Genomic DNA, 14,866 nt, shown 5'->3' on the forward strand with positions numbered 1-14,866 from the left:
GCGCTTAATGCAGTGCCATTGGGCTGAAGCCGGCCCCACAGGCAGAACACTTCTTCAAGCGCTTTCCTGCGACTGATCGCCCTCGACCTTCGGCGTCGCGCCCGCGCGCAACTGGCGCGGCGACAGCGAGAACCAGCGATAGCAGCTGCGCGAAAGCGTCGAGGCTTCCGAATACCCGAGCATCTTCGCGACGCGGATCAGCGGCACGGTGGAGTGCTTGAGATAACGCAGCGCGATGTCGCGCCGTACGCCGTCCTTGATCGATTCGACCGACTTGCCTTCCGCCCGCAACCGGCGTTGCAGCGTGCGCGGATGCATGCCGAGCATCGCGGCCACGCTGCCGTAGGTGCAATCGCCTTCGAGCAGCAGCCGCTCGACGATCGTGCGCACGCGCGGGCCGAGGACCGCATCGGCCGAGGGAAAACGGTTCTCGATGAAATCCGTGCTCAGTTCGTAGATCTGGGCGTCGATGTCCGGCACCGGCAGATCCAGATCGCTTTCGGCGAAGAACAGTCCGCTCATGCTCTGGCCGCAACGGACCTCGGTACCGAAGTACTCGCGGTACTTCTCGATGGGCGACAGCGCCTCGTGCTCGATCCACACTTCGCGTGCCCGGACCCGGCCCTTGCTGATGGTCAGTGCGATGTCCTGCGTCAGCAGCAGCGCGCGTTCGATGGCCTGCGGATGCGGCGGCAGCCGGCCGAGCAGGATCTCGAGCTGGAAAAACAGCGCACCCGGCGCGTAGCCGGTGCGTGCATGCATCTGCGACGCCGTGCTGTAGACCTGGATGTGATCCGCGCAGTAGCGGAAGGCTTCGCGCAGCGTGCGCGAATTGCTCATCGCGAATTCGAGCGGCCCCAGCACCTTCGCGCCGCCCTGCGCGGTGGCGAGCCGCATGCCGAAGTCCGGGCAGCGCAGTTCGGTCGCGGCGCGTTCCAGCACCAGCACCAGCGAGCGATACGGAATCACGGCATGGCGATTGTTCAGGATCGCCGGATCGATCTGGAATTTCGCGAGCAGGGCGTTCGGATCGCCGCCGAGTCCGGTCACGACTTCGGTGAATTTGCGCAGGGAATCGACACGGACCATGGCCGTGCCTTCGGACATTCCCGGATCGGTTGCATTGTCATCTTTGCGCGTTGGCATGGCCGGGCGAGCATAGCCACGCGGGTGTGCGCGGACAATCAAAAAGGACGACACCGCGGGACATGGCTGACGCCCGCTTTGCCGGGAAGCGCGGTTGAGGTATTTGCGCAACGCAATATCATCGTCGCCGCCCGCGTCGGCCGTGCCGTCTTGCGTCAAGACTGCACCGCGCCGCGCGGACTAACTTCCGCGGCCAGATCCGCTCAATCCGCCAACCAAGGCAGCATCGCCGATGGACTTCACCTGGGACGTCGATCAGCAGGCTTTCCGCGCGACCGTGCGGGAATTTCTTGCGACCCATCTGCCGCCCGACTGGGAAGCGATGGCGCATGGGCCGGGCTCGCCGTCGCAGACTGCGTTCTCGAAGAAATTCTGCGCCGGACTCGCGCAGGCCGGTTTGCTCGTGCCGCACTGGCCGGAACGCTGGGGCGGCCGCGATGCCGATGCGTGGACCGCGTTCATCCTCGCCGAGGAAATGTGGGAGGCGGGCGAGCCGCGCGGCGGCCAGTACATGAACGTGAACTGGATCGGCCCGACGCTCATGCGCTGCGGCACCGAAGAACAGCAGCAGCGCTACATCCCGCCGATGGCTCGCGGCGAAACGCTCTGGTGCCAGGGCTTCTCCGAACCCGAGGCCGGCTCCGATCTCGCCTCGCTGCGCACGCGCGCCGAAAAACACGGCGACGAATACCGCATCAACGGCCAGAAGATCTGGACCTCGTACGCCGGCGATGCCGACACCTGCTTCCTGCTCGCGCGCACCTCGCCGGGTCGCGACGGCATTTCGATTTTCCTGTTGCCGATGGACACGCCGGGTATCACGGTGCGCCAGATTCCCAGCGTGATCGGCGAAGGCGACATCCACGAAGTCTTCTTCGATGACGTGCCCGTACCGGCGAGCGCGATGCTCGGCGAAGAGGGCAAGGGCTGGTCGGTCGTGCGCACGGCGCTCTCGCTCGAACGCGTCGGCATTCCGCGCTTCGCGCTCGCCTCGCGCATGCTGCATCGGGCTGTCGATGGACTGAAGAAGGCCGGACGCTTCGGCCACGGCGCCGTCGAACAGGCGGCGCGTGCGCGTGCGGCGTGCGAAGCGGCGCGCTTCTACAGTTACAGCATCGTCGACCAGCGTCGCCACGGACTGACCATCGGCCCGGAAGCGAGCGTCGCACGCTATGCCACCGTGATGGCGGAGCGGCTGGTCGGCGAATTCGTCGTCGAGCAGGCGCCCGAAGCGCTGGCCGGCGCCGATCCGCTGCTGCTCGCGCATCACCAGCGCGCGATCGTTGCCGGCATCGCCTCCGGCGCCGCCGAGATCCAGCTCAACCTGATCGCCACCGAATTTCTCGGCCTGCCGCGGGAGCCGCGCTGATGGATTTCCGACTGACACCCGATCAGGAATCGCTGGTCGAGGCCATCGACAAGCTCGCGCTGCAGTTCCAGCAGAAGCCGACCGAGTTCCATGGCTTCGCACTGGTCGGCGACGACCTGGAACGCGAACTGGACGAGGGCGGATATTTCGATATCGCGCAGGTGCCCGAACTCGGCCCGCTCGCCGCGGCGCTGGCCGTCGAGCGTCTGGCGCGCCTGCCGTTCGCTTCCGAATTCGCGCTGTCGATGCTGGTGCGCCCGCAGCTGTCGATCCAAGTGCCGCGACCGCTGACCATCGTCGAGAACGGCCGTCCTGCGCGCTTCCTGACGACGGCGAAGACGGTGCTGGTGATCGAGGGCGACAGCGTCGGCATCGCGCATCCATCGGTGGATGCAGTGGAGCCCGTCGAGTCGATCTACGCGTATCCGATGGGCCGGCTCACCCGCACACTCGATGTCGAACGTCTGTCGGATGCGGATGCAGCGAACGTACGCACGTGGATACGCGTCGCGCTCGCCGCGGAAGCCAGCGGCCTGCTCAAGGCGTCGCTCGACTCGACCGTCGAACATCTCACGCTGCGCAAACAGTTCGGCCGCCCGCTCGGCACCTTTCAGGCGCTGCGCCATCGCATGGCCGAATGCGCCGTGCTCGTCGGCGGCGTGCGCTGGCTCGCATTGAAAGCCGCCGGCACCGGCGACGCAGGCGATGCCGCACTCGCCGCGTCGCACGCCCAGGAAAGCGCCACGCGCATCGTGTACGAAGTGCACCAGATGTTCGGCGCCATGGGCATGACGCTCGAAGCCTCGCTGCACCTGTGGACTTACCGATTGAAACTGCTGCTGTCCGAACTGGGCGGCCGTGGCGGCCAGGCGGAGGCGGTGGCGAAGTACGTGTTCGACAAGAAGGAATAGCCGCAAAAGGCGCAAAAAGCGCAAAAGGGAAAGAAATCAGAGTTCGAATTTCTTATCCGAACTTTGCGCCTTTTGCGCTTTTTGCGGCCAATCCTTCTCTCATTCCAAAGAAACTCGGGGGATGAATGAGCGCGAAGACTTGCAAAGTGGCGCAGTGGGCGACGGGCAATATCGGCACCAGGTCGCTGCGGGCCGTGATCGAACATCCGCGCATGAAGCTCGTCTGAAACTGCTGCTGTCCGAACTGGGCGGCCGGGACGGCCAGGCGGAGGCGGTGGCGAAGTACGTGTTCGACAAGAAGGAATAGCCGCAAAAGGCGCAAAAAGCGCAAAAGGGAAAGAAATCAGAGTTCGAATTTCTTATCCGAACTTTGCGCCTTTTGCGCTTTTTGCGGCCAATCCTTCTCTCATTCCAAAGAAACTCGGGGGATGAATGAGCGCGAAGACTTGCAAAGTGGCGCAGTGGGCGACGGGCAATATCGGCACCAGGTCGCTGCGGGCCGTGATCGAGCATCCGCGCCTGCAGCTCGTCGGGCTGTGGGTGCATTCGAAGGACAAGGCCGGGCGCGATGCGGGTGAGTTGTGCGGGCTGCCGCCGGTCGGCGTGAAGGCGACGAATTCCATCGACGACATCATCGCGAGCGGTCCGGACTGCGTGCTGTACATGCAGCAGGGCGCGAACGTCGACGATCTGTGCAAGCTGCTCGCCGCAGGCATCAACGTCGTCACGACGCGGGTCGAGTTTCATGAGCCGGGACTGCTCGATCCGGCGGTGCGGGCGCGCATCGAAGACGCGTGCCGGCGCGGCAATGCGTCGCTGCACAGCACGGGAAGCAGTCCCGGTTTCAGCACCGAAGCATTGCCGATCGTGCTGCTGTCGCTGCAGCGCCGGCTGGATCGGCTGACGATCGACGAGTTCGCGGATGTGTCCAGCCGCAATTCGCCCGAGATGATTTTTCACATCATGGGCTTCGGCAAACCGCCCGCGGCCTTCAACGAACACATGCTCGCGCACATCAAGGAAGGTTTCGCGAAATCGTTCGCGGCGCTCGCGAATGCAATCGGATTGCCGCTGGAGGAGACGACGGTGCAGGGCGAGGTCGGCTGTGTGCTGAAGCGCACGCAGATTGCGGCGGGCATTCTCGAAGCAGGAACCGTCGGCGCACAGCGCATCACGATCTCCGGCCTGCGCGGCGGCCAGCCGCTGCTGCAGATGCGCCTGAACTGGTACGTCAGCCGCGACGTCGATCAGCCGTCATGGAAGCTGCGCGAAAGCGGCTGGCGGGTGCTGGTCGAAGGCGACGTGCCGCTCGATGTGTCGATCACGTATCCGGTCGCGCCGGAGGACTACGCGGCGATGACGCCGGGACTCACGGCGCATCGAGCGGTGAACGCCGTGCACGTGGTGTGCGAAGCGCCGGCGGGAATTCGTACGACGGCGGAGTTGCCGCAGGTGATTACGCAGCTCGGCTGAAGGACATCTTTTCCCTGTGGGACCGGCTTCAGCCGGCCTCTTGGAAGAGTCAGGCTGAAGCCTGACCTACAGAAGAAGAGGCCGGCTGAAGCCGGCCCCACAGGAAGAAGGGCTACCGCGGACCCTTCGGCAGTCCGAGCACCCGTTCGGCAATGATGTTGCGCTGGATCTCCGCCGTGCCGCCGGCGATCGTTTCCGAGAACGCATCGAGATAGTCGTGCCCGATGCCCATCGGCGCGACGACTTCCGGCGCATCGATGCCGTGCAGATCGATCGCCGCGGCCGTGACCTTCTGCGCGAACTCGGCGAAGGCGAGACGCATGATCGAGCCTGAGGCGTCAGGCACGGAATTCTCGGAATCCAGTGCGAAGCGATACGTCGAAGCGCGAATCGACGCGCCTTCGGCGCGCAGCCGGCCGAGGCGCAGCCGCAGATCGACGCGTTCGGGCGGACAGGCGGCGAGCAGCAGTTCGACGTGATTGAGGTGCGTGAGCAGCAGCGCGAGCGACGCCGTGCCGCGCTCGAAACTGAGCGTCGACATCGCAGTGGCCCAGCCGTTGTTGAGTCCGCCGACGACGTTGCTCAGCGGCACGCGCACGTTCTCGTAGAACACCTCGCAGAACTTGTGCGGGCCGGCCATGGTGCGGATCGGGCGCACGGTGATGCCCGGCGTGTTCATCGGGCAGATCACCCACGACAATGCCGCCGAGGTTTTCGCCTGCGGATCGGTGCGGATCAGCAGTTCCTGGTAGTCGCCGACGTCGGCGAAGCTCGACCAGATCTTGTGGCCGTCGATGACGAGTTCATCGCCTTCGACGCGTCCGCGCGTGCGCAGGCTGCCGAGGTCCGAACCCGAGCCGGGTTCGGAGAAACCCTGGCACCAGATCACTTCGCCGCCCAGGATCTTCGGCAGATGGAACTGTTTCTGTTCGGGCGTGCCGCAGGCGATCAGCGTCGGACCAGCGTGATTCAGTCCGACGAAGGAGGCATTGAGCGGCGAGGGTGCGCCGGCGCGTGCGTATTCCTCGAACCAGATGATCTGTTCGAGCACCGACAGGCCGCGTCCGCCGACTTCCTTCGGCCACGCAATGCCGGCCCAGCCGCCTGCGGCCTGCTTGCGCTGCCAGGCGAGCACGTACTCGCGCGACTCGGGGCCGTCTTCGGGCGACGGCTGCTTCGGTACGTTCGCTTCCAGCCATGCGCGGGCGGCGCGTCGGAATTCGGAGAGTGCTTGGGTCATCGCGTTTGGATCCAGGAGCCGGAAGAATGGCCGGAAATCGGAGAATGGCCGCAAAAAGGCGCAAAGGTCTCAAAGTAAGAACAGGAGACCTCTCTGATTCCGACCTTGTGATCTTTGCGCCTTTTTGCGGCCATTCTCTTCAACTCTTCTCTTACTTCCCCGACAACGTCGCGCGCAGCTGATGCTTGAGCACCTTGCCCGCATCGTTCTTCGGCAGCGACTCCACCAGCACGACCTGCTCGGGAATCTTGAACTTCGCGACGCGGTGTTCGTCGAGGAAGGCGCCGAGGCTCGCGACATCCGGTCCGGGGTGCTGCTTCGGCACGATCACGGCACACGCGCGTTCGCCGGTGCGCGGATCGGGCACGCCGACGATCGCGATCTCCGCGATGTGCGGATGCCCGACGAGGATGTCTTCGACTTCCTTCGGCGAAATGTTTTCGCCGTTGCGGATGATGATGTCCTTGGCGCGGCCGGTGACGACGACGTAGTGCTCGTCGACCCGGCGCGCCAGATCGCCGGTGCGGAAGTAGCCTTCGGCATCGAACGCCGGGATGTCGTCTTCGGGATGCAGATAGCCGACCAGCATCTGCGGACCGCGGGCGCAGATCTCGCCTTCGCCGGCGGCGGCCGCATTGTTGTGATCGACCAGCTTGATGTCGGCGAGGCCAGTGCGGCCGTCGGTGTCGGCGCCGTAGCGGGCTTCGTCGCGACGCGTGGCGCCGACCGTGGTGATGGGCACTTCGGTCGAGCCGTAGACGCGCGTGACCACGGCGCGGTCGAAGTAGCCGGCGGCATCGCGGATCAGCGCGGGCGGTACGGAGGCGCCGCCGCACACGAACAGCTTGAGACTCGGCAGCCGCGTGCCGGCCGCGCGTGCCGCGGCGAGTATCTGCTGCAGGAAGGGCGTGGCACCGGCCATGTGCGTGCACTTCTCGGCATCGATGAGCTTCACGGCTTCATCGGCATTCCACGTTTCCATCAGCACCGCGGTCGTGCCGCCGAGCAGCGGCGTCTCGAATGCATAGATGGAACCGCCGATGTGACTGATGGGCGAGGGCACCAGGAACTTGTCGCCCGGTTCGACCAGCCAGTGTTCGCGGATCTGCGAGATCAATGCGTGCAGCGTGTTGTGGGTGTGCAGCACGCCCTTCGAACGACCGGTGGTGCCCGAGGTGTACATGATCATGCGCACCGCATCGGGATTCAGTGCAGGCAGTTCGCGCGCAGGATCGAGCGGCTGCAGCAGCGATTCATACGGCGTGTGTCCCCGCGTATCGTCGCCGCGCAACACGACGACTTCCGGCGGCGAGGCCAGCTGCGCGCAGACGCGACTCAGCATCGCCGTGTAGTCCTGCCTGCGGAAGATCGCGGGCACGAACACCAGCCGCGTGTTCGCATCTTCGAGGATGAACTGCAGTTCGCGGTCGCGCATCGACGGCAGGATGGGATTGACGATCATGCCGGCCAGCGTGCTCGCCATGTAGATGACGGCCGCTTCGTGCCAGTTGGGCAGCAGGAAGGAAACGACGCTGCCGGCCGGCGTACGTGACAGCATCGCCTGCGCCATCGTGTTCGCCTGCGCGTAGAGCGTGCGGCAGTTCATGTGCACGTCGCCGTCGACGAGCACGATGCGTTCGGGCGTGTGCTGCGCCGCCTCGCGCAGGGAGTCGGCGATCGTGCGCCGGATCCACAGGCCGCGCTCGTACGCGAGCGATGCGCGTGCCTCGTTCCAGCGAATGGCGCGTCCGGCGATGAGTTTGCGGCCCTGCGGGGTGTTGCTCGACATGCGTACGGCCCAGTCAGACGAATCCAGGCGCGGACGATCTGCCGCGCGCCAGCCATGCCATTGCGGCATACGCATTGCGCAAACGCTTCGGGCAAGTATCCTCGCGAGGCGCGCGCAAAAATCCGGCGCGCGAACGGTACAGACTTGGGCGTGGTTTGTCACCGCGCCGCGCGGCCTGCCGATGCGGCATCGTCGCGTTGCGACGAAGCTGTCGCACGGGGTTAAACGGCCGTCCGTGGCGATCAATACGGCGCCAGCCGAGGGCGCTAGCGTGCGACAGGTTCCAGAAGAGGCGGTGAAGAGGGGAGGCTGAGTCTCGCTACCATCCCGGCGCCGAGCAGATCGCGCTGGCCGACACGATGGATGAGTCGCTCGCGACGTTGTTGCCGGTGTCCCGCCTGCACGAGTCGGTCGTCGAAGATGTCCAGACCTGGTCGAATCTCGAGGAGATCGGGATGTTCGGAATCGGCGTCAGCGAGGAACGCGGCGGCAGCGGTCTCGGTGCGGCCGAAGAATCCCTGATCGTCATGGGTCTCGGGCGTCGCCTCGCTGCACCCGCCGTGCTCGCCACCATCGGTGCGACGCATGCGCTCGCCAGGGAGGGCCCGATCGATCTGGGCAGCCGCAAGGTGGCGGCCGCCTATCGTCGCGGCGATCGCATCATCGTCGTCGACGATCCTGCGACCGATCTCATGCTCGTGCGCGACGGGACGGGCGCGGCCTTGCACGAACTGAACGACGCGACGCCCATGCAGGTCGATCATCGACTCTGGCTCGCGAACCTGCGTACGGTGGCCAGCCTCGGCGAACCGCTCGCACGCTTCGGCGCGGCGCAGCTGCTGCGTCTGCGGCTCATCGATGCGGCCGTGCTGGCCGGCATCGCCGAGGCCACGCTCGACATGAGCGTCGCGTACGCCGGCATGCGCGAACAGTTCGGCTGGCCGATCGGCACCTTCCAGGCCGTCAAGCATCACTGCGCCAACATGGCCATCGCGGCGCGCTGTGCGCGCGATCAGACGAGCTTCGCCGCCGTCGCGGTCGACGAACAGCGCGAGGATGCGGCATTGCAGGTGGAAAGCGCGTTGTTCGTCGCCGGTTCAGCGGCGCTCGGCAATGCGGCGAAGAACATCCAGATTCACGGCGGCATGGGATTCAGCGACGAGGCCGATCCGCATCTGTTCCTGAAGCGCGCGCAACTGGTGATGACCATCGCCGGCGGACTCGACGCCGCCAACGAGCGCGTCGCGAACGTCAGGGTGGGCGGCTGACATGCAGGTGGCCATCGTCACGGGTGCGAGCAGCGGCATCGGCTTCGGCACCGCGGTCAAGCTGGCCGGGGCCGGCATGGCGATCGTCGCCACGGGCCGCGATGCGAACAAACTCGCCGGACTGGAAAAGGCGATCGGCGATCCGCAGCGCATCGCGACGCTGGCCGTCGATCTCACGGCCGACGCAGCGCCGCAACAGATCGTGGACTTTGCGCTGTCGCGCTACGGACGCATCGATTTCCTGATCAACAATGCCGGCGTCGGCAGCCCGAAGCCGCTGCACGAAACCGACGATGAGATGCTGGACTACTTCCTGAACCTGATGCTGCGTGCGCCGTTCCGTCTGGCGCGCGACGTCATCCGGCACATGAACCCGGGCTCGGCGATCATCAATGTCACGTCGACCTTTGCGGTGATCGGCGGTCGTCGCGGCGGTGCCTACTCCGCGGCGAAGGGCGGATTGCAGGCGCTCACGCTGCACATGGCGTGTCAGTACGGCGCGCAGGGCATTCGCTGCAATGCCGTCGCGCCCGGCGTGACGGTGACGCCGATGACCGAAGGCCGGCTCGACGATCCGCTGTTCAAGCGCATCAACGTGGAGATGACGCCGAACACCCGCCTGGGCACGGTCGAAGACATCGCCAGCACGATCGCCTTCCTGTGCTCGCCCGGCGGCAGTTTCATCAATGGCCAGACCATCGTCGTCGACGGCGGCTGGAGTTCGACCAAGTACCTGTCCGACTTCGCGTTGACGTCCACCTGGACGCCGCGCTGAACTGCATTGCCGCGCTGTGAACGAAGGCCGGCGAACTGTCAGGTGGAGATCCCCATGAGCGTTGCACCGTTCACCAAGAAATCCGAGTCCGGCGGCGCCGACTGGCCGCCGAGCTGGACGACCAGGCCGCACGGCATCAGCGTCGGTCGCTATACCGATCCCGAATTCGTCAGACTCGAATACGAGAAGCTGTGGAATCGCGTCTGGCAGCCCGCCGCGCGGCTCGACGAGATTCCGGAAGTCGGCGACTACACCACTTACACCATCGGCGATCAGTCCGTGATGCTGGTGCGCGCCGATGAAGCGACGGTCAAGGCGTATTTCAATTTCTGCCCGCACCGCGGCACGGCACTGTCCGAGGGCTGCGGCACGTTCCAACACCAGCGCATCATCTGCCCGTTCCACGGCTGGCGCTGGGATCTGCACGGCAACAACAAGTACGTGCTGGAACGCCAGGAATTCCGCGACGGCCAGCTGCAGGACAAGGACGTGGCGCTGCGCCAGGTGCATTCCGTCGTGTTCGCGGGTTTCGTGTGGATCAATCTGTCGAAGAACCCGGAGCCGTTCGACGACTACATCGCGCCCGTGCGCAACTGGCTCGAGATCCTCGGCATCGAGCTCATGCGCAACTACTGGTGGAAGGCGATTCCGGTGCCGGCCAACTGGAAAGTGGCGCAGGAAGCCTTCTTCGAGGGCTATCACGTTCCCGCCACGCATCCGCAGCTGGAGAAGGCGGGCGCCGAAGTGATCTGGGGCGATCGCGACGAGAGCACGATCCAGTACGCGCACAAGAATGTCTTCTACGATGCCTACGCCAGGGGCCACGGTCGCTTCTACGGCAAGGCGACGCCGATGTCGGGTGCCGTGAAACGGCTCGGCGACGGCGATCCCGTCGACCTCATGGCGAACCGGCTGCAACTGCTGGCGGACGGCATGGATGCGCAGGTGCTCATGCAGGACGTGAACATCGTGCGTTCGTTGAAGGGCAAGCCGATTCCCGAAGGGTCGAGCCTGGGCGGCGAATACATCAAGGCGCTGTACGCCGACGCGGCCGCCAGCAATCGTCCGATGCCGAAACCCATTCCCGAAGTACTCGGCATGTGGGGCGGCGAAATCTTCGTCTTCCCGAATCTCATGCTGCTGCCGCAGGGCGGCAACTGCATGATCTATCGCGTGCGCCCCGACGGTAACGATCCGGACAGGTGCATCTTCGAGATCATGTCGACCAAGACCTATCCGGCCGCAGAGAAGGTGCCGCGCGCGGTCGTGCAGACGGTGACGGACATCCACGATCCCGAACAGGTGCTGCTCATTCCGCGTCAGGACCTGGGCAACATCCCGCGCATGCAGAAGGGCCTGCATTCGAAGGGCATGCGCCAGACCTGGCTCGCGAACGAGCAGGAGAAGATCATCCTGAACATGCATCAGGAACTCGATCGCTATCTGCAGGCCGAATAGTCGATCCGCGCTTCATGCCCGACGAAATCAAACCGCGCATCGCGCCGCTGCTGCCGTCCGACTGGAACGATGCCGTCATGGATGCGCTGGGCGCGTTCCCCAGCGCCCGCGACTTCGTGCTGAATGGCTGGAAGGCCGGCGGTCACGGCGTGCGCGGCATGCACGGGCTCGGCCTCACGCTGCACTACCCGGCGCTGTCGAAGGCGTTTCTGACGTTCAACAATCACGTCGCCACCGGCAGCACGCTGTCGCGGCGCGTGCGCGAGATCCTCATCCTGCGCACCAGCTGGCTGCGCAAGGCGGAGTACGAGTTCATCCAGCACGTCGTGCTCGGGCGTCGTGCCGGCCTGACGGACGAAGACATCGATCGTATTTCCCGCGGTCCCGACGCGCCGGGCTGGGCCGATCCGATCGACGCCGACCTGGTGCGCGCCGTCGATGAACTGCACGCACACGCCTGCATCCAGGATGCGACCTGGACGCGCCTGTCGACGCAGTTCAATCGCGATCAGCTCATGGACCTGGTGTTCTGCGTCGGCTGCTACGACCTGCTGGCGATGGTGTTCAGGACGTTCGGCGCGCAGCTCGAAGCAGGCGTGGAGACGCTGAGTCCCGAGATGCGCGCGCGGATGCAGGTCAGGCTGTAGGTCAGGCTGTAGGTCAGGCTTCAGCCTGACTCTTGAAGCCGGCTGAAGCCGGCCCTACAGCCGGAGCAAATCAAAGCCGGCCCCACAGCCGGAGCAAATCAAGGCCGGCCCACTCGAACAGGTTGCGACTCATGACTGATTCCACGATCAAGGGCCCGCCGCTGGCCGACGACCCGATCTTCGGCCCGCTCACGCTGGGCGGATTCTTTCGCGAAGTGTGCCGTCGCAACGGCGGCAGGGAAGCGATGGCGTTCCACCCGCCCGGCGGCAAGCCCGTCGTGCGCTACACCTATCGGCAGATGTACGACGAAGCCTTCGCGGTGGCGCAGGCGCTGGTGGCGCGCGGCGTCGCCAAGGAAACGCGCGTCGGCCTGCTGGCGACCAATCGTCCTGAATGGGTGATTGCGACGTTCGGCATCGCGCTGGCGGGCGGCACCTGTGTCGCGCTCAGCACGTTCGCGAAGACGGGCGAACTCGACTACATGCTGCGCCTGGGCGATGTCTCGATCCTGATTTTCGAACGCTCGATCCTGAACCGCGATTTCGCCGCCGAGCTCGTCGAACTGTGCCCGCAGATCGCGACTGCGAAGGACGCAGCACTCTCGCCGCGCCTGCCGTTCCTGCGCCGCGCCGTCTGCATCGACGATGCGCCGGCGCCGCAGGGCGCATTCGAGTCGTGGCACGACTTCGTGCGCGGCGAGCGCAAGGCACCGGCAGCGATCGTCGATGCCATCGATGCCGAAGTCGCGCCGACGGATCGGGCGCTGGTCATGTTCTCGTCCGGCTCGACGGCCCGGCCGAAGGCCGTGCTGCAGTCGCATCGCGCGGCGGCCATCCAGTGCTGGCGCTGGCGCGCCATCCTGGCGACCGATCCTCAAGTGCGCAGCTGGGCGGCGAACGGCTTCTTCTGGTCGGGCAACTTCGCGCAGGTGCTGGGATCGACGCTCGCCGCCGGCGGGTGTCTGGTGCTGCAGCGCTTCTTCGATCCGGCCGAAGCGCTGCAGCTCATGCAGAGCGAGCGCGTCACCTATCCCGCGGCCTGGCCGCATCAATGGGCGCGCCTCGTCGAAGAGTCTTCGTATGCGACGACCGATCTGAGTTCGCTGCACTACGTCGGCGAGAGTTCGGCATTGCGCACGCATCCGACGGTGAAGACGGACTGGGACGAGCCATGGTCCGCCTACGGCAACACGGAAACGTTCACGCTCAGTTCCGCTCATTACAGCGGCACGCCGAAGGAAGTCAGTGCCGGCAACCATGGCTTCCCGCTGCACGAGAACACGTTCCGCATCATCGATCCGCTGACGGGCCGGGTGCTGGGCCGCAATGAAGCCGGCGAGATCTGCGTGAAGGGGCCGACCCTGATGCTCGGCTACCTGCGCGTGCCCGCCGAAGACACGTTCGATCCGGAGGGCTTCTTCCGCACCGGCGACGGCGGCTTCATCGACGACCAGGGTTGCCTGCACTGGCATGGCCGGTTGAACGACATCATCAAGACGGGTGGCGCCAATGTGTCGCCGCTGGAGATCGATGCCGTGCTGCGCACGCTGCCCGGCGTCAAGGTCGTTGCGACGGTCGGCGTGCCGCACGACACATTGGGAGAACTGGTCGTCGCCTGCGTGGTGCCGGAGGAGGGCGCCACGCTCGATGAAAAGTCGGTGATCGCCTTCGCCGCGAAACAGCTGTCGAGCTACAAGGTGCCGCGCCGCGTGGTGTTCATCGACGAGTCGGACGTCGCGCTGACGTCGTCGAACAAGGTCAAGACGGCGCCGCTGCGGGAACTGGCGGCAAAGCGGCTGGCCGGCTGACATTCTTCCTGTGGGTCAGGCTTTAGCCTGACTCTTGAAGGCCGGCTAAAGCCGGCCCCACAGGCAGAGCAAATCCTGAAGTCAGTTCCATTGGGCCGAAACCCGACCGGCAGCAGATCTGACAGGTGCAGTCATCGTCGACTGCGCGTTCAGGCTCATTGCGACACGTACATTGACCGCGGGCGACAACGTCCTTGCGAACGCGAGATCATGGCGCAGCGAACTCCCAGGAATGCAAAGTCGCAGACGGCGGGACGGCGGGATCCGGAGGCGACCCGCGAACTCATTCTGAAGTCGGCGCGCGAACTGATGTCGCGCGATGGGGCGGAAGGATTGAGCGTCGCAGAAGTTGCGCGTCACGCCGGCGTGAACCGCGGCACCGCGTATCACCATTTCCAGACGCGGGAACAGCTCATCGATGCGGCGACCCGCTGGGTCAGCGAAACCCTGCACGATGCGGTGCTCGACAACATCATACTTGCCAGTCATCGGGCGGCAGAGGCGGTCAATGTGGAAGCAGTGATCGGACAACTCGCTGAATTTGCGATGCGCAACCCGGAGCTGGGCCGCGTCTGGCTCTACGAGCTGCTGAATTCGCGCCAGCCGGCCAACGACAAGTTCTGGCGCACCTACCGGACCATGATGGAGCGCTTCGCCGAATCGGACGAAGCCCAGCCCGGCATCGACGTCGACGTGCATTCGATCGTCATGCTCGCCGGCACCTTCCTGTGGCCCGTGTGGGTCCGCGCCCACGCCCGCACGGCGAAGGAACGCCAGGAAATGACCGAACGATTCACGCGCGAGATCGTGCGCCTGACGCTGCATGGCACGCTGCGTCCCGAGAAATTCGCAGCGCTCGCGGCGCGGGTGAGCCAGCCCGAGGAGCAGCGGCCGGCGTTGAGCTGATTTCGGAGCGGGACAAGGAGTAACCGCAAAGAACGCATGGAACGCAAAAATTCAGAGAAGAAATTCAGAGAAGAAA

13 protein-coding genes are annotated in these 14,866 nt (G+C 65.3%); 10 read left to right on the forward strand and 3 right to left on the reverse strand.

The features are described from left to right. Nucleotides 1-54: 54 nt before the first annotated feature. Complete coding sequence (locus V7D81_RS03620; RefSeq protein WP_324314550.1) at nucleotides 55-1,146, reverse strand: AraC family transcriptional regulator; 1,092 nt, start codon at nucleotides 1,144-1,146, stop codon at nucleotides 55-57. A 232-nt stretch (nucleotides 1,147-1,378) separates the two neighbouring features. Between V7D81_RS03620 and V7D81_RS03625 the strand changes: the two genes are divergently transcribed. The 4 genes from V7D81_RS03625 (at nucleotide 1,379) to V7D81_RS03640 (ending at nucleotide 4,899) form a co-directional block, all read left to right on the forward strand. Then, nucleotides 1,379-2,515 carry an acyl-CoA dehydrogenase family protein gene (locus tag V7D81_RS03625; RefSeq protein WP_324314551.1) on the forward strand — a complete coding sequence of 379 codons (1,137 nt, stop codon included), beginning with the start codon at nucleotides 1,379-1,381 and terminating at the stop codon, nucleotides 2,513-2,515. After that, nucleotides 2,515-3,426 carry an acyl-CoA dehydrogenase family protein gene (locus V7D81_RS03630; RefSeq protein ID WP_324314552.1) on the forward strand — a complete coding sequence of 304 codons (912 nt, stop codon included), beginning with the start codon at nucleotides 2,515-2,517 and terminating at the stop codon, nucleotides 3,424-3,426. The genes V7D81_RS03625 and V7D81_RS03630 overlap by 1 nt, the downstream gene beginning before the upstream one ends. Nucleotides 3,427-3,547: 121 nt before the next feature. Then, nucleotides 3,548-3,733, forward strand: a complete 186-nt coding sequence (locus V7D81_RS03635; RefSeq protein ID WP_324314554.1) for a hypothetical protein — start codon at nucleotides 3,548-3,550, stop codon at nucleotides 3,731-3,733. Nucleotides 3,734-3,858: 125 nt separating this feature from the next. Beyond that, nucleotides 3,859-4,899 carry an NAD(P)H-dependent amine dehydrogenase family protein gene (locus V7D81_RS03640; RefSeq protein WP_324314556.1) on the forward strand — a complete coding sequence of 347 codons (1,041 nt, stop codon included), beginning with the start codon at nucleotides 3,859-3,861 and terminating at the stop codon, nucleotides 4,897-4,899. 112 nt (nucleotides 4,900-5,011) lie between these two features. Here V7D81_RS03640 and V7D81_RS03645 read toward each other — a convergent pair whose 3' ends face one another. Continuing rightward, nucleotides 5,012-6,139 carry an acyl-CoA dehydrogenase family protein gene (locus V7D81_RS03645; protein WP_324314558.1) on the reverse strand — a complete coding sequence of 376 codons (1,128 nt, stop codon included), beginning with the start codon at nucleotides 6,137-6,139 and terminating at the stop codon, nucleotides 5,012-5,014. A gap of 151 nt (nucleotides 6,140-6,290) precedes the next feature. Then, nucleotides 6,291-7,928, reverse strand: a complete 1,638-nt coding sequence (locus V7D81_RS03650; RefSeq protein ID WP_324314559.1) for an AMP-binding protein — start codon at nucleotides 7,926-7,928, stop codon at nucleotides 6,291-6,293. 347 nt (nucleotides 7,929-8,275) lie between these two features. Here V7D81_RS03650 and V7D81_RS03655 point away from each other — a divergent pair, with 347 nt between their 5' ends. The 6 genes from V7D81_RS03655 to V7D81_RS03680 all read left to right on the forward strand — a co-directional run bounded on the left by V7D81_RS03655 (nucleotide 8,276) and on the right by V7D81_RS03680 (nucleotide 14,790). Next, nucleotides 8,276-9,196: an acyl-CoA dehydrogenase family protein gene (locus V7D81_RS03655; RefSeq protein ID WP_324314623.1), complete on the forward strand. Its 921-nt coding sequence runs from the start codon at nucleotides 8,276-8,278 to the stop codon at nucleotides 9,194-9,196. A gap of 1 nt (nucleotide 9,197) precedes the next feature. Then, the gene (locus V7D81_RS03660) at nucleotides 9,198-9,971 is read left to right on the forward strand and encodes an SDR family NAD(P)-dependent oxidoreductase (RefSeq protein WP_324314561.1); all 774 of its coding nucleotides are present in this window, start codon (nucleotides 9,198-9,200) and stop codon (nucleotides 9,969-9,971) included. A 54-nt stretch (nucleotides 9,972-10,025) separates the two neighbouring features. Then, nucleotides 10,026-11,429, forward strand: a complete 1,404-nt coding sequence (locus V7D81_RS03665; RefSeq protein ID WP_324314562.1) for an aromatic ring-hydroxylating oxygenase subunit alpha — start codon at nucleotides 10,026-10,028, stop codon at nucleotides 11,427-11,429. Between the two features lie 14 nt (nucleotides 11,430-11,443). Next, a complete protein-coding gene (locus tag V7D81_RS03670) occupies nucleotides 11,444-12,076 on the forward strand; it encodes a carboxymuconolactone decarboxylase family protein (RefSeq protein WP_324314564.1) in 633 nt (210 codons plus the stop codon). Nucleotides 12,077-12,207: 131 nt separating this feature from the next. Beyond that, nucleotides 12,208-13,884 (forward strand): class I adenylate-forming enzyme family protein, encoded by a 1,677-nt coding sequence (locus V7D81_RS03675; RefSeq protein WP_324314566.1) that lies wholly within the window; start codon nucleotides 12,208-12,210, stop codon nucleotides 13,882-13,884. A gap of 210 nt (nucleotides 13,885-14,094) precedes the next feature. After that, nucleotides 14,095-14,790 carry a TetR/AcrR family transcriptional regulator gene (locus V7D81_RS03680; RefSeq protein ID WP_324314567.1) on the forward strand — a complete coding sequence of 232 codons (696 nt, stop codon included), beginning with the start codon at nucleotides 14,095-14,097 and terminating at the stop codon, nucleotides 14,788-14,790. The last annotated feature ends 76 nt before the right edge of the window (nucleotides 14,791-14,866 follow it).

It is taken from the genome of Povalibacter sp. (assembly GCF_036735925.1).
In the GTDB taxonomy this organism is placed as follows: domain Bacteria; phylum Pseudomonadota; class Gammaproteobacteria; order Steroidobacterales; family Steroidobacteraceae; genus Steroidobacter.

Excerpts from the sequence above, each read along its gene's own strand:
- V7D81_RS03665 (WP_324314562.1), top strand. The coding sequence starts at position 10,026 with ATGAGCGTTGCACCGTTCACCAAGAAATCCGAGTCCGGCGGCGCCGAC.
- V7D81_RS03670 (WP_324314564.1), top strand. The coding sequence starts at position 11,444 with ATGCCCGACGAAATCAAACCGCGCATCGCGCCGCTGCTGCCGTCCGAC.
- V7D81_RS03675 (WP_324314566.1), top strand. The coding sequence starts at position 12,208 with ATGACTGATTCCACGATCAAGGGCCCGCCGCTGGCCGACGACCCGATC.
- V7D81_RS03640 (WP_324314556.1), top strand. The coding sequence starts at position 3,859 with ATGAGCGCGAAGACTTGCAAAGTGGCGCAGTGGGCGACGGGCAATATC.
- V7D81_RS03645 (WP_324314558.1), bottom strand. The coding sequence starts at position 6,139 with ATGACCCAAGCACTCTCCGAATTCCGACGCGCCGCCCGCGCATGGCTG.
- V7D81_RS03650 (WP_324314559.1), bottom strand. The coding sequence starts at position 7,928 with ATGTCGAGCAACACCCCGCAGGGCCGCAAACTCATCGCCGGACGCGCC.
- V7D81_RS03625 (WP_324314551.1), top strand. The coding sequence starts at position 1,379 with ATGGACTTCACCTGGGACGTCGATCAGCAGGCTTTCCGCGCGACCGTG.
- V7D81_RS03620 (WP_324314550.1), bottom strand. The coding sequence starts at position 1,146 with ATGCCAACGCGCAAAGATGACAATGCAACCGATCCGGGAATGTCCGAA.
- V7D81_RS03630 (WP_324314552.1), top strand. The coding sequence starts at position 2,515 with ATGGATTTCCGACTGACACCCGATCAGGAATCGCTGGTCGAGGCCATC.
- V7D81_RS03680 (WP_324314567.1), top strand. The coding sequence starts at position 14,095 with ATGGCGCAGCGAACTCCCAGGAATGCAAAGTCGCAGACGGCGGGACGG.
- V7D81_RS03660 (WP_324314561.1), top strand. The coding sequence starts at position 9,198 with ATGCAGGTGGCCATCGTCACGGGTGCGAGCAGCGGCATCGGCTTCGGC.
- V7D81_RS03635 (WP_324314554.1), top strand. The coding sequence starts at position 3,548 with ATGAATGAGCGCGAAGACTTGCAAAGTGGCGCAGTGGGCGACGGGCAA.